This is a genomic window from Mycobacterium asiaticum (assembly GCF_001673635.1).
Lineage (GTDB): Bacteria > Actinomycetota > Actinomycetes > Mycobacteriales > Mycobacteriaceae > Mycobacterium > Mycobacterium asiaticum_C.
The window spans coordinates 25,788-39,784 of record NZ_LZMH01000066.1; the positions used below are offsets into that span (position 1 = coordinate 25,788).

The 13,997-nt window shown below is 66.0% G+C and carries 11 protein-coding genes; 6 read left to right on the forward strand and 5 right to left on the reverse strand.

The genetic code is table 11. The features are described from left to right. Nucleotides 1-14 precede the first annotated feature (14 nt). The 3 genes from A5645_RS18225 to A5645_RS18235 all read right to left on the reverse strand — a co-directional run bounded on the left by A5645_RS18225 (nt 15) and on the right by A5645_RS18235 (nt 4,350). Nucleotides 15-2,618: a flavin-containing monooxygenase gene (locus A5645_RS18225; RefSeq protein WP_065130609.1), complete on the reverse strand. Its 2,604-nt coding sequence runs from the start codon at nt 2,616-2,618 to the stop codon at nt 15-17. Between the two features lie 74 nt (nt 2,619-2,692). Continuing rightward, entirely contained in the window at nt 2,693-3,289 is a 597-nt protein-coding gene (locus tag A5645_RS18230) for a cutinase family protein (protein ID WP_065037227.1), read from the reverse strand. Nucleotides 3,290-3,324: 35 nt separating this feature from the next. Then, entirely contained in the window at nt 3,325-4,350 is a 1,026-nt protein-coding gene (locus A5645_RS18235; RefSeq protein ID WP_065130573.1) for an AbrB family transcriptional regulator, read from the reverse strand. A gap of 491 nt (nt 4,351-4,841) precedes the next feature. Between A5645_RS18235 and A5645_RS18240 the strand changes: the two genes are divergently transcribed. Together A5645_RS18240 and A5645_RS18245 are read left to right on the forward strand one after the other, a co-directional pair. Continuing rightward, complete coding sequence (locus A5645_RS18240; protein WP_172830561.1) at nt 4,842-5,891, forward strand: TauD/TfdA family dioxygenase; 1,050 nt, start codon at nt 4,842-4,844, stop codon at nt 5,889-5,891. A 34-nt stretch (nt 5,892-5,925) separates the two neighbouring features. Further along, the gene (locus A5645_RS18245; protein ID WP_065130575.1) at nt 5,926-9,171 is read left to right on the forward strand and encodes an MMPL family transporter; all 3,246 of its coding nucleotides are present in this window, start codon (nt 5,926-5,928) and stop codon (nt 9,169-9,171) included. Here the strand turns inward: A5645_RS18245 and A5645_RS18250 are convergent. Next, nucleotides 9,168-9,419, reverse strand: a complete 252-nt coding sequence (locus A5645_RS18250; protein ID WP_065130576.1) for a hypothetical protein — start codon at nt 9,417-9,419, stop codon at nt 9,168-9,170. The two genes, A5645_RS18245 and A5645_RS18250, sit on opposite strands and share 4 nt — an antisense overlap. Nucleotides 9,420-9,594: 175 nt before the next feature. On the opposite strand from A5645_RS18250, the gene A5645_RS18255 reads away from it, so the two are divergent. From A5645_RS18255 to A5645_RS18270, 4 genes are all read left to right on the forward strand, one after another. Next, the gene (locus tag A5645_RS18255; RefSeq protein ID WP_065037232.1) at nt 9,595-10,479 is read left to right on the forward strand and encodes a cyclopropane mycolic acid synthase family methyltransferase; all 885 of its coding nucleotides are present in this window, start codon (nt 9,595-9,597) and stop codon (nt 10,477-10,479) included. A gap of 179 nt (nt 10,480-10,658) precedes the next feature. Further along, nucleotides 10,659-11,195 carry a CsbD family protein gene (locus tag A5645_RS18260; protein ID WP_065037233.1) on the forward strand — a complete coding sequence of 179 codons (537 nt, stop codon included), beginning with the start codon at nt 10,659-10,661 and terminating at the stop codon, nt 11,193-11,195. Nucleotides 11,196-11,314: 119 nt separating this feature from the next. Then, on the forward strand, nt 11,315-11,926 hold the full coding sequence (locus tag A5645_RS18265) for an IF2 family translation initiation factor (protein ID WP_253867049.1): 612 nt from the start codon (nt 11,315-11,317) through the stop codon (nt 11,924-11,926). Between the two features lie 132 nt (nt 11,927-12,058). After that, nucleotides 12,059-12,868, forward strand: a complete 810-nt coding sequence (locus A5645_RS18270; RefSeq protein ID WP_253867051.1) for a PPOX class F420-dependent oxidoreductase — start codon at nt 12,059-12,061, stop codon at nt 12,866-12,868. Here A5645_RS18270 and A5645_RS18275 read toward each other — a convergent pair. After that, the gene (locus A5645_RS18275) at nt 12,822-13,991 is read right to left on the reverse strand and encodes a zinc-dependent alcohol dehydrogenase (protein ID WP_065130579.1); all 1,170 of its coding nucleotides are present in this window, start codon (nt 13,989-13,991) and stop codon (nt 12,822-12,824) included. The two genes, A5645_RS18270 and A5645_RS18275, sit on opposite strands and share 47 nt — an antisense overlap. Nucleotides 13,992-13,997: the final 6 nt, after the last annotated feature.

The following is a 13,997-nucleotide window of genomic DNA, read 5'->3' on the forward strand; positions in this document are numbered from 1 at the left end:
CTTAGCCCGGGTAACTACCCCACGGTCTGAGCCGGTGCGCTCTTGGCTGCGTCGACGGCGAAGAACCCGCGCAGCGCGTCGGCAATCTGGCCGCGGATCGGGGCTCCGGAGACCACCACGTCGACCATGGTCACCGACAGGTGCGTGTGCCCGCGGGCCCGCACGTGCTGAGTGGCCACCCCAGCCGCGGCGAGCGCCTCGGCGTACGCGTCGCCCTCGTCGCGCAGCGGATCGAACTCCGCGGTGACGACGATCGCCGGCGGCAAGCCCGACAGGTCCGGCGCGCGCAGCGGCGCGATCCGCGGGTCGCCCCGGACCTCCGGATCTGCGTAGTGGTCAAGGAAATACCGCATCATCGGGGCGGTGAGCCCGTAGCCGTCGGCGTTCTCAACGTAGGAGGCGCGACCTTGGTCGGTGTCGGTGAGCGGTGCGAGCAGCGCCTGACCCGCAATCCTGGGCCAGCCGGTGTCCCTGGCCAGATGGCAGACGACCGCGGCGATGCCCCCGCCGGCGCTCCAGCCCCAGACCGCCAGGCGTCCGGGGATGCCGCCGAGTTCCTCGGCGTGCTCCGCGATCCACCGCACCGCGGCCCAACCGTCCTCGATCGCGGCCGGGAACCGGTGCTCGGGAGCGTGCCGGTAGTTCACCGACACGATCAGCGCGTCGCTGCGCACACAAAGGTCCCGGCACAACGGATCATCCGAAACCTGATCGCCGAGAACGTATCCGCCGGCGTGGAAGTAGACGACGATCGGGTGCGGTCCCGGGCTCTGAGGGCGGTAGAGCCGGTAGGCCAGAGGTCCGTCGGCACCGGGCAGGGTTGCGTCGACGATTTCGCCGACGTCCGGCCCCGGCGGACGCGCCAGGTTCATTTCGTTCAGGAGGGCCCGCGCTTGTTCGGGTGGCAGGGACTCCAACGGCGGCAAATTCAGCAGGGCCAGTTGCTCGAGCACCATCTGCACATCGGGTTGCAGGCGGCGGATGACGCCGTCGTTACATTGGACGCCGCCTTTGCCGGACAGCCTGAAACCCAGGTAATCGCGGGCGACGACCTCGTCGCATGCCACCCGGTAGAAGTCGACCCCAGCGGCGTAGGCCATGAAGGTGCGTGGCTTGCCCGGAATGTTGGCGCCCACGTACCACGAATTCGCTTGTGGGAACAGTGTTATCGATGCGGCGTCATCGACGTGCTGCATCCAGCCGGCTTCAGCGAGTGGAGTTGGTTCGATCCGGTCGAAGCCGTGGCCTCGAAGATGGGTCAATGCGTCGGCGACGAAATCGACGTGTTGCTCGATGGACACCGCCATGTTCGACAGCACCGAAGGACTCTGCGGACCAGCGATCAGGAAGAAGTTGGGAAACCCCTCGACCATCAGGCCGAGGTAGGTGGAGGGGCCGCGCACCCATTTGTCTTTCAACGCGAGGCCATCCCGGCCGCGGATGTCGATCGCCGCGACAGCACCGGTGATCGCGTCGAAGCCGGTGGCGAACACGATGGCATCGAACTCGAAAGACTCACCCGCCGTGTCGATTCCGATCTCGGTGACACCCAGCAGCGGTTGGTCCTGCAGGCTCACCAGTCGCACATGTGGCAGGTTGAAGGTGGCGTAATAGCCGGTGTCCAGGCACAGCCGTTTCGAGCCTACCGGATAGGTTTTCGGGCAAAGCTTGTCCGCCGTCTTCGGGTCGCGCACGATACCGCGAATCTTGTCGTGCAGGAAGTCGGCAAAGTCCTTGTTCGCCAACGGGTTACTCATCACATCCGCGTAAAGGTTGAGCACCTCGAGCAGCTCGCCACGTTGCCAGGCGAGTTCGTAGCGCTCCCGGCGTTCCTCGGCGGACACCGAAAACGCCGGGGTGATGGTGCGCTCGGCCGGCACCCCGCCGAAGGAGTATTTCGCCGCCTGCCGGTATGCGGAGTCGTCGGCCAATTGTGCGAGCTTGTCCGGTGAGATCGGGCCGTTGTGGGCCGGGATGGAAAAGCACGGAGTCCGTTGGAAAACCACCAGTTGCGCCGCCTGAGCCGCGATCAGCGGGATCGATTGGATCCCGGACGACCCGGTGCCCACGACACCGACGCGCTTGCCGGTGAAGTCGACGGGTTCATGCGGCCAGCGACTGGTGAAATACAGCTCGCGGGTGAACTTTTCGACGCCGGGAATGTCGAGATCCTTAGGCATGGACAGACAGCCCGTCGCCATCACCAGGTGGCGACAGGTTACTTCGTCACCGCGGTCGGTGCGTACCCGGTAACCAGAAAGGGTGTCGTCCCAGTGCGCGTGCGTAACCCGGGTGCCCAACTGGATGTCGCGACGCAGGTCGTGCTTGTCGGCGACGTGGTTCAGATACCGCAGGATTTCGGGCTGAGTGGCGTATCTCTCCGACCACTGCCAATCCCGCGACCAATCCGGGTCGAAGCTGTACATGTAATCGACGCTCGGGATGTCGACCCGGGCCCCGGGGTAACGGTTCCAGTACCAGGTGCCGCCGATGTCGTCACCTGCTTCGAAGATGCGCATCGATTGCCCCGTGAGTCGCAGCCGATACGCGGCATACAGGCCGGCGAAGCCGGCGCCCACTACAACAACGTCCACCTTGGCGAAATCTTCGTCAGCCATGTGAAACATCATGACTTTCCCGACGCGATTTGTTTAGTGGCTGGGAGCCTCGATTTCGCAGGTGATCGGCCTACTCAGAGCTTGCCGGCCACAAAGCTGGCGGCCTGGTCCACCAATCCGGAGTCGATGTACGACGGCTGTAGATGTGACGGCCAGTTGGTGCCCCGACCGCAGATCGGGTCACCGCTAGCGCACTGGTCGATGGTCTTACCGGCGAAGGCCGGCGGGATCGCCCGGGTGCCGTTGCCGAACAACGCGACCGCCGCGACGGTTGCCGGCGGCAGCCCGCCCCACATCGCACGGTCGACCACCTCGGCGCCCAGCGAGTAGCCGCCGAGCACGATGCGTGTGTTCGGGCAACTCTTCGCCATGGACTGGACGTGGCCGTTGATGTCGCTGGCGCCGCCGCCGGTGGTGATGTTGGCGGGGTAGTTGACCCCGTACACCCCGATCGACATGCGGGTCTTGCCCCGCAGCGAGTTGACCAGTGCGTCGCCGACGGCACCGACTCCGGGCGGCTCCTCCCGTCCCCGGGCGAACACCACTTCGGCGTCCGGGCACGCCGCGGCCGCCACCGGAATCGAACTGGGCGCGGCGGCCGGGACGATGACGAAGGTGGCGGCGAGCAGGGCGGCGGGCGCCAGCTGATGCGGTCGATGCGAACGGTGCATGACTCTCCCCTGGGTTTTCGGTTGAAGCGGTTAGCTCAGGCGGCGACGGGGACAAGCTCGCGGCTCGCCGGGATCCTCGCGCCGCCCTGCGGCATGACCCGAACGAACAGGCGTGCGACGAACGGCGCGGCCAGCAGCATGAGCACCACCCGGATCACCTGAGACGCCATCACGAACGTCACGTTGGATCCCGAACCCGCGGCGGTGCCCAGCACCGCGTAGATGCCCCCGGGGCTAGTCGCCAGGTACCCGTCGAGCATGCTCAGCCCGGCCACGTGGGACAGCACCACGCCCAGGCCGGCCGCGGCCACGTTGAGCACCATGATCAGCGCGAAGGCGCCGGGCAGGATCCGGCGGATCGCCCGCAGCGACTCGCGGTCGAACGCGATGAGCGTCTGCCAGACGATCAGCATGATTCCGGCCTCCACCAGCAGCATCGGGACGCTGAGGCCCTTGGCCAGGCCGGTGAATTGCAGCACGATCGTGATCGCCATCGGGGCGATCAGCCCGGAGCCGGGCAGCCGCACATAGCGCCCGAGCGCCGCCCCGGCCAGCACGATCACCGCGATCACCGGCAAAGCGAAATACCAAGCCAGAGAACCTGTTTCGGTGTGCTGCGGGGCTTGGCCCGAGGAGGCGTGGAAAATGACGGTCGCAACGACCGGCATGGCGGCCGTGATCAGCGCGACGCGCAGGTATTGGACGGCCGCGACGACGCGGTCGTCTCCGCCGAGGTCACGGGCGATCGCGACCAGTCCCGATGAACCGCCGGCCACCAGGGCGAGTCCGCCGGTGAGCGGGCTGACGTCGCGGTGCAGACCCAGCAGGGCGCCGCCGGCGACGCTGACGATCAGGGTGCTCACCGCGATCGCGATGACGATCGGCCAGTGCGAACCCAGGGCGGCGAACGAGATGTCGCGCACCATGAGCCCGGTGTACACGCCCAGCACGCCCTGAGCCGCCAGGCCCGCTCCCGACACGGCCTTCGGCGAGTACCGCGCCAATGCCCAGGTGAAAGCTCCGCAGGTGATAGCCGCGATCGCAAGGTCGAGTGTGTTCATGGCCTCGAGGTTTCAGCAGCCGCCTTGGAAAATCCTTGATGCGCAGGCTGAGCGGTCGGCGACGCTGGACCTTGGCGGACGTCTTTTTCCCGGAGGCGACGAGCGTGCGCAGATTGCCGGCCTCACCGGCGTGTCGCCGGACATCTGCGCACCCTCGCGACGGGAAGGGGCGCGACGGGAAGGGGCGCGACGAGCGCGACGAGCGCGACGAGCGCGGCGAGAGCGGTCGGCCACCCGCTCCGTCCGACGAGCGTGCGCAGATTGCCGGCCTCACCGGCGTGTCGCCGGACATCTGCGCACCCTCGCGACGGCAAGGGGCGCGACGGGAAGGGGCGCGACGGGAAGGGGCGCGACGGCGGACGCAACAAAGTAGCGCGACGGGCAGATCCGGCGCTCGCCACTGTCTTTAGAAATTGCCAAGAGCCTCACTCAAAACTCATAGAAACGAAAGCTCGATCAATTCGAGAGGCCGACACGAGAGGGGGATGGAGATGCTCACCACGTCAGCCAACAGTTCAACCGAAAAGTCGGAACAGCCGCCACAGGACGGCACCGTCGCCACGCGCCGGCAGATAGCCGGACCTACCGTCTGGGACCGCGACAGCCTGGACGCCTGGGACTACATGATGGCCGTCAACCCGCGACAGGCCGCCGCGTGCCTGCGCATCCGGGACGGGCTGCGCCGCCGCGGTCGCCGGCTCGACACCATCGAGGCCTCAGACTTCCAGGAGCCCGAGCTCGCCGAGATCGCCCGCGGAATCCGGCAGTGCCTGCAGCGTGGTCCCGGCTTCTGCGTTTTGCGCGGCCTTCCACTGCAGGGCTGGACCGACGAGGAGGCCTCGATGCTCTACTGGGGCCTCGGCACCTACCTCGGCGCACCGCAACCGCAGAACCGCCACGGCGACCGCGTGTACCTGGTCCACGACACCGGCCAGTCGGTCGCGGAGGCGCGCGGCTCGAAGACCAACTCCGAACTGATCTTCCACACCGACTCGGCCTGCGCATACGCCGGTAGCCGCCCCGACGTACTGGGGTTGCTGTGCCTGCGCAAGGCCGTCTCCGGTGGCGAGTCGGTCATGGTCAGCGGCCACACCGTCTACAACGCTCTCCTGGAGACGAACCCTGACCTGGTGCAGGAGCTCTACGGGCAGTTCTGCTTCGACCGCTCGCAGGAGACGGAACCAGGCGAGGACCCGTTCACCATGGGATCGGTCTTCACCGACACCTCGGACGGCGTGAAACTTCGCTACAACCGGCTGCACATCGAACTGGGGCACTACCGCAGCGGCAACCCGCTCAGCGACCGGCAGCGCCAAGCGCTCGACGCATTGGACCGCGCGCTGAACGACACCGCCAACTACGTCGAGTTCACCCTCGACGCGGGCGATGTCCTGTTCGCCGACAACCACACGACCCTGCACAACCGACGGGCGTTCGTCGACGCCACCGACGTGGCGGCACGACGTTGCCTGGTACGCCTGTGGCTCGCGGGCGAGCCGCGCAATTTAGAAAGCGCCAAGGCCGGCTCGGCACACTCCTGAGACCAGTGACGATCACGGGGGAGACACAGTAGGAATGTTGAGCCAACTGGCCGCATACACCGTGCGGCGCCCGAAAGTGGTGCTGGCCGCCGTGCTGGCCCTACTCGGGATCAGCATCGTGCTCGGCGGCTCGGTGTCGGACAAGCTCGGCGTAGGGGGAAACACCGATCCGAAGTCCGAATCCTCGCAAGCCGATGAATTCCTGGACCAGCATTTCGGCACGACCGCCAACCTGGTGATCCAGCTGCTTCCACACCAGGGGGATGTCGACAGCCGCGATGTCGCGCGGGTGCAGGAGCGGATCCGGCAACTCATCAAGACGGAGCCTGACGCGAAGCTCACCAGGTCGTTCGCCGATGAAGGCGCCACCGACCTGCGCAGCAAAGACAGCCGCTCCGGACTGATGCTGGTGCACGTCGGCGGCACCGCCGATCAGGCCTCGGAGGCGGCCAAACGGATCATCGCCGGCCTGCCGAAGGACCCGGACGTGACGGTCCGCGCGGGAGGCTCCCTCGGCGTGCAGCAAGAAATCCGGGACAAGGTCAAGCACGACCTGAAGATGAGCGAAAGCATCGCGGTGCCGATCTCGCTGGCCGTGCTGGTCGTGGTGTTCGGCGGCCTGATCGCGGCGGCGCTGCCGGTGGTGGTCGGGATCGTCTCGATCGTCTCCACGCTGTCGGTGCTGCTGCTGATGACCACGATCACCGACGTGTCGGTGCACGCCCTGACGGTCACCACCGCGTTTGGCCTGGGGTTGTCCATCGACTTCGGCTTGCTGATGGTGTCGAGATTCCGCGAAGAACTGGCCAACGGAAAGGACCATCATCCGGCGATCGTCGCCACGGTCAGCACCGCCGGCCGGACCATCCTGTTCAGCGCGGCCACCGTTACCCTCGCGATGACCAGCCTGCTCGTCTTCCCCACCTACTTCCTGCGCTCGGTCGGCCTGGCCGCCACCGCTACCGTCCTGCTGTCGGCGTTCAGCGCGATCATCGTCCTGCCGGCACTGCTCGCTCTGCTCGGCAAGCGCGTCGACTCGCTGTCGGTGATCCGCCGCAAGGTGCCGCTGTCGGCCGACTCGCTGTTCTGGCGGCGCTTCGCTGAGGTGGTGACGCGCCGGCCGCTGCTGTACGCCTTGCCGGTCGTCGTCGTGCTGCTCGGGCTGGGCATCCCGTTCCTCAACGCCCAGTACGCCACACCCGACGAGCGCGCCCTGCCAACCGAATCCAATGCCCGGCTGGTCGCCGAATCGCTGCAACGGGACTTCCAGTTGGATCCCTCCCAGGCGATCACCCTGGTCACCCGTAACGACGCCGAAGCGCTCAAGAAGCTGGCCACCGAAGCCTCCGGCATGAACGGAGTCGTCCTGGTCAACGGTTCGACCGGACGCTACGAGCACGGCCAGCCGGTCGGCCCGGCGCCGGAAGTGGCGGGTCCGGGCTATGCCTTCGTCTATCTTTCGGTGCAGGCCGACTCCGAGACCGCCCAGCATCTCGTCCGCGACATCCGCGCCAAGATCACCGGCCACCAGGTCGAGGTCGGCGGCCCGACCGCCACCCTGATCGACAGTCGCGCCGCGATCGCCGACCGGCTGCCGCTGGCCATCGCCCTGATCGCCGTCTCCACGTTCATCCTGCTGTTCCTGTTCACCGGCAGCGTCGTGGTCCCGGTCAAGGCGCTCTCACTGAACCTGCTGGTCCTGAGCGCGGTCCTGGGCGTGATGGTTTGGATCTTCCAGGAAGGGCATTTAGCCTCACTGCTGGGCATCTCGCCCGCGCCGCTGAACCCATCCATGGTCGTCCTGCTGTGTGCCATCGCGTTCAGCCTGTCCGTCGACTACGAGATCTTCCTGCTCAGTCGGATCAAGGAAGCACGCGACTCTGGGCTGGACAACAACGCGGCGACCGTCATCGGCCTGGGCCGGGTCGGCCGGATCGTCACCAGCGCCGCGCTGCTGTTGACCATCACCCTGATCTCGTTCGCCAACGGGCTGTCTTTCATGAAGATGTTCGGCATCGGGACGGCGCTGGCCGTCGTCATCGATGCGACGGTCATCCGCGGCGTCGTCGTGCCCGCCTTCCTGCGGCTGGCGGGTGACCTGAACTGGTGGGCGCCGGCACCGCTGCGGTGGGTTCACTCCCGCATCGGGATCAGCGAAGCGCCGTCGGAGGCCGCCGAGCATGCCGTCGCGGAACCCGCCGTCGAAGCGCCGCTTCCGGCCGTCACGCCGCTGCCCACGGCATCGACGGTCGAGCAGGCCGTCCCGGTCTCAGCTCCGGCGGCTCCGATCACCGAGGTCGAGGTCATTCCCGGCCCGCACCTGGTGGCCAACGTCAATGGCGCGGTGATCGTCGTGGCCCACCGCGAGCGGGCCCCGCTCTCGGCGAACTCCATCGCCGCGCAGCAGTTGGCGGCCCTGTCGGACATGGTGCGCCGCACCGACCCGCAACGATTGGTCAGCGCGTTCAAACAGGTTGCGCGAGAGACGACTTGGACCCGGACCCTGGTCGATGTCGGCATCGTGATGCCCACCGCGACGGGCCTGGAAGTGTTGCTGTGCGGCAGTGTCACCGTGGCGCTCGACGACGGTGTCGGGCAGACCGTGTTGCACGCCCGCGGACGGTTGGTGCACCGATCCGTGCCCATGCCGGCCGTGGCGGCGGTCATCACCGTCGACGAGGTCGGCCAGCGGCCGCGTGCCTCGGCCGAGTCCAACGGCGTGTACAAGCTCACCGGGGGCACCGTGCCCGGTCAGGGCGCCGTCGTGTGGTCCACGCCGGCCCGATCGGCGCCGCGGCCGACCCCCGCGCCGGTCCGCGAGCCGAAGCGCTGGATCGTCCTGGACGACAATTCCCGCATCGAACTCGACCGGGACTGCGTGATCGGACGGGATCCGCGCGGGTCAGACGCGGTAACGCGCGGACTTCACCCGGTATGCGTCGACGACCACGCCGGACAGATGTCCCGCGCCCACATCGAGGTCCGCATCATCCGGGGCGAGGTGGTCGTCGTCGACCGACACTCGACCAACGGAGTCTTCCTGCGTGAACCCGCACAGCCGGGCTGGACCCGCTTGGAACCCTGGCAGCCGACCACCTGGCAGCCGGGCGCATATCTGCGGGTCGGTGGCCGGATCCTGCGGCTGCAGGTGCTCTCGGCCGCGGGGCCGCAGCGCGGCGCGCGGGTCGCTGCGCAGCACGAGCTACCCCGGCAGTGCCGGTCGTCGGTCCTGGGTGTCACCGGAGACCGCGCCAAAAGCTTTGGCCTACAACGGCGCTAGCCACCCAGGTTGCGCACCGCCACGTCGAGTTCTTCGGCTCGCTCGGCCAGTTCGCGGTCTGACAGCTCGGCTCCGCCGGCGCGCTGCAGGACGTCCTGGCGAGTGGCGATCTGAAACGCGCCGCGATAGTCGGGCGAGTCCAACTCCGCTGGTGTGACGACCTCCACACGACCCTCGATGGCCACCAGCACGGCGTCCGCCTCCGCGGAATCCAACAGCCGCCGCACGTCGTCTACCTCGACCATCATCCTCATCCCCTTCCTCCACGCTTCTCAAACCGAGCTCCCAACCCGTCTCAAACAGCACTTGTTATGCCCACTAGCAGCGGAAATAACCCTGCGCGGGCCCATCGCACGAAACGAGTGGAAGTAGTGCGGCCGCGTGCGGCTAAGCTCAGTGCAAATCGAAATCGAAAGTTGTTTGATGCCAGAAGAGCAAAGTAAGTCCGCCAGCTTGGAACCACATTTTGACGATGTGCAGGCGCACTATGACCTGTCCGACGAGTTCTTCAAGCTGTTTCTGGATCCAACGCGGACCTACAGCTGCGCCTACTTCGAACGCGACGACATGTCGCTGGAAGAGGCGCAACTCGCCAAGGTCGACCTTTCACTCGGGAAACTCGGCCTCGAGCCGGGCATGACGCTGCTCGACATCGGCTGCGGCTGGGGCACCACCATCATCCGGGCGCTGGAGCGCTACGACGTCAATGTGGTCGGCCTGACGCTGAGCCGCAATCAGCAGGCGCACACCCAGCGCCGGCTCGACGAGCATCCGAGTCAACGCAGCAAGAGGGTGCTACTGCAGGGCTGGGAGCAATTCGACGAGAAGGTCGATCGGATCGTGTCGATCGGCGCCTTCGAGCACTTCGGCCGTGACCGCTACACCGACTTCTTCGCGATGGCGCATCGGGCGCTTCCGGCGGACGGCGTGATGCTGCTGCACACCATCATCAAACCCAGCGACGAGGAATTCGCCGACCGCGGACTGCCCATCACCATGACCAAGCTGCGGTTCATGAAATTCATCATGGACGAGATTTTCCCCGGTGGAGACCTGCCGCAGGCCAAGGGCGTGGTGGAGCACGCGGAGCGCGCGGGCTTCACGGTCGAGCGCATACAACAGCTGCGGCTGCACTACGCCCGCACCCTCGACACGTGGGCGGAGACGCTCGAATCGAAACGCGACGAGGCCATCGCCGTTCAGTCGCAAGAGGTCTACGACCGGTACATGAAGTACCTGACCGGTTGTGCCGAACTGTTCCGCGAGGGCTACACCGACGTCGCGCAGTTCACTCTCGCCAAATCCTGACGCAGGGTACAAACCAAGCAACATCGTCTACCGGATATCGCTGGTAGCCAAACGAAGTCATGCGCCGTAGCACGGTATGAGTTCGGCCGTAGGTGTTTTGGGCTCCAAGATGTGTGGAACAACAGGCTTGAAGCCAATTCACTTCATATTCGTGGCTAATGCCTAAAGGAGATTCTTGGATGAGTGAGCACAACACGGCCAGCGAAGCGCGCAAGGGCCTGGTCGATACGGTCAAGGGCAAGGCGAAGGAGGTCGTCGGCGCGGTCACCGGCAATGATTCGTTGACCGCGGAGGGACAGCTCGACCAGACGCAGGCCCAGGAACGCAAGGAAGCCAACACAATTCAGGCAATTGCCGACGCCCAGACCGAGCAGGCCCGGGAGAAGGAAGCCGAAACCCGGCGTGCGGCTACCGAGGAGAGGGCAGAAGCCAACGCAAAAGCGCAGGCCGCGGAGAATCAGATCGAAGCTCAGCAAGCCGCGCAGCAGCGGGCTGCCGAGGAAGCTGCGCAGCGGAGTGCCGCGGCCCAGCAGACGCAGGCCGAAGTGGAGGCGCAACGCGAGGTGCAGCACGCCAAAGCCGAGGAGCAAGAAGAACTTCGCGACGCCGCCGAGGACGTGGTCGAGGCGGCCGCCGAGCATCAGAGCGACGTCCAGGTGGCAGCCGCCGAAGAATCAGAAGCCGACCGCCTTCGCCGCGAAGCCAAGAACCTGTAAAAGGCGCCAACCCTTCAGAGGGTCGGCCAGACTCAGCCAAACATAGGAGCAAGACCATGTCGTTGTCACAACTTCCATTCGCAGTATTGCGCTTTCAGTATCAGCTCGCCCGGTTCCCGTTGCAGGTCATCCAGGATCGCGTGGTGACGCGTGCTCCGACGGAGGCCCCGGCGAGGCTGTTCTACGAGCGCGCACTGGGCATGCTCGACAGCACCGTCGGCAATGCGATCCACGATCCGCAACTCGTCGAGCGGGGCACTGCCCTCATCGAGCGGAGTCAGACGCTCGGGCGCGCCGCCCAACTCGACGCCCAGGCGCAAACCAGGAAACAGCAGGCCGAAACCAAGCTCAAGCAGGCGCGCGACCAGGCGATCGAGGACCAGCAAGAGGCGCGCGCGGCGACGGAGCAACAGGTTACGGAGGCGCGTAACGCCGCCGAGGAGCGCAAGCGAGAGGCCACGCAGTCGGCCCAAAAGCGCAGTGCCGCAGCCAAAGAGCGAGCTGAGGCGGTGGCTTCCAACCGCAAGCAAGTCGCCGAATCGGCCAAGCGGCGGGTGGAGGAGAAGACGGCGGCCGCTGAGAAGTCCGCGGCCAAGGCCGCCGACGCCAAGATCGACCACGCCGAGGATAAGCGCGAGGTGGCTCGGAGCAAGCGGGTCGAGGCAAACCGGTTGGACGACCTGGCCGACACCGAGAAAGAAAACCGGCAGGCGGAACGCGCCAACAGCTGACAAGCGATAACCGGGACCGCGGTCACCGGGCTGGGGTTCCTCCTCCTCGGCCCGGTGATCGTGTCACGTTCTCCTCGGCTGTGTCGTCTAACCGGCATGAGGAAAAGTTCAACCACTGCCACACGGCTGGTTATGGTGGCGGCCACCGCCTTGACCGGTGTTTTCACCTTCGGAATCGGAATCTGGTGCCTGGTCGATCCGGCTTCGTTCGCCAAGATCGTCCAATTCCCCACCCACCAGCACTTTTTGCACGATCTCGGTGCGTTTCAGTTGGGCCTGGGCGTCGCGCTACTGCTCGCATTGATCTGGGCCGACGCGCTGGCCACGGCGCTCGCCGCGATGATCGTGGCGAACACGGTGCACACCGTCAACCATGTGCTGGATTTGCCGCTGGGTGGTTCGGTCGCCCAGGCGTGGATGCTGGGTGCGATGACGGTGCTGCTGGTCGTGGCGTTTGTCCTGCGGCTGCAGCAACTGGACTATGTGCTGGGCGCGGTCGCTGTCGCCACCGACCGAAAGCTGGCACCGTTCGTGCGGCAGAAGACCATCAATCTCACCACCTTTCGCAAGGACGGCACGGCCGGCACCAGCCCGGTCAGCATCGTGGTGGACGGGGATCGCGCCTACTTCCGCAGCTTCGAGCGCTCGTTGAAGGTGCGCCGGTTGCGGCGTAACCCACGCGTCGAATTCGGAGCCGCCACCGGTAAGGGCAAGCCGGACGGCCCAGTGCAGCCTGGTGCCGTGCGGTTACTCGAGGGTGCGGAGGATCGAGCGGCAGCGCGCCTGCTGCGGCGGAAGTACCCGTTCCTGCATGGCATCCTGGTGCCGATGGCACATCGGTTGATGCGCTCCAAGTTCGGCCGGACCGTGCACGCCGAGTTGCTGCCGGCGCCCGTCAGGGCCGCATCGCCACCCGAATACAGTTGTCCTGCTTGTTCTTGAACAGGTCGTAGGCACGCACGCCCTCCTCAAGCGGGAGGTCGTGCGTGATCAACTTGGCGGGGTCGAGATCGCCCTGCTCGACGTAGTCGAACAACCGGGCCATGTAGCGCTGACCGTGCTGCTGCGAAGTCTTGAGCGTCAAACCCTTGTTCGTCAGCACGCCCATCGGGAACTTGTCGGTGAGCCCGTACACGCCGAGCACCGACACCACTCCGCCCTTTCGGCAGGCCAGGATCGCCTGGCGCAGCGCCGTGGCCCGGTCGGTCTCCATTCGCAGTATTTGCTTGGCCTTGTCGTACAGCTGTTGGACACCGGTGCCGTGACCTTCCATGCCTACGGCATCGACGCACGCGTCCGGACCGCGCCCGCCGGTCATCTCCCGCAGCGTCTCGTGGACGCTGTCCGCAGCACTGTAGTCAATGGTTTCCAAGCCGAACTCGTTGCGCGCCAATGCCAACCGCTCCGGAATTCGGTCGATGACAATGGCACGCTCGGCTCCCAGCAACAGTGCACTGCGGGCGGCCATCAACCCGACACCGCCGGCGCCCCACACCGCGACCGTGTCACCACCGGCAATGTCGCAGAAGTCGGCACCCATGAAGCCGGTGGGCACCGCGTCGGATAGGAACAGTGCCTGTTCGTCCGTGATATCCCCAGGTATCGCAAAGCAATTCGCGTCCCCGAAGGGAACGCGGACATATTGGGCGTGCGAACCCGCATAACCGCCGAACGGGTGTGTGTAGCCGTAGATTCCCCCGGAGGGATAACCCAGCAGTGGCTGCTGGAGTTCGGCGTTCGGATTTGTGGTGTCGCAGCATGCGTACATTTCGTGTTCGCAATACCAGCAGTGGTCGCAGGCGATGAACGACGGCACCACCACGCGGTCGCCGACCTTTGTCTCGCGCACTTCAACTCCAGTTTCGACGACCACCCCCATGAATTCGTGTCCGAACACGTCACCTTCGCGCATACCGGGGAGGTAGCCGTCGATGAAGTGCAGGTCTGACCCGCACGTGGTGGTCAGCCGGACTTCGACGATGACATCGTGCGGGTTGAGGATCTTCGGGTCGTCGACAGTTTCTACGGACAAGTCGTTGACGCCGTTCCAGCACAGTGCGCGCATACTCTC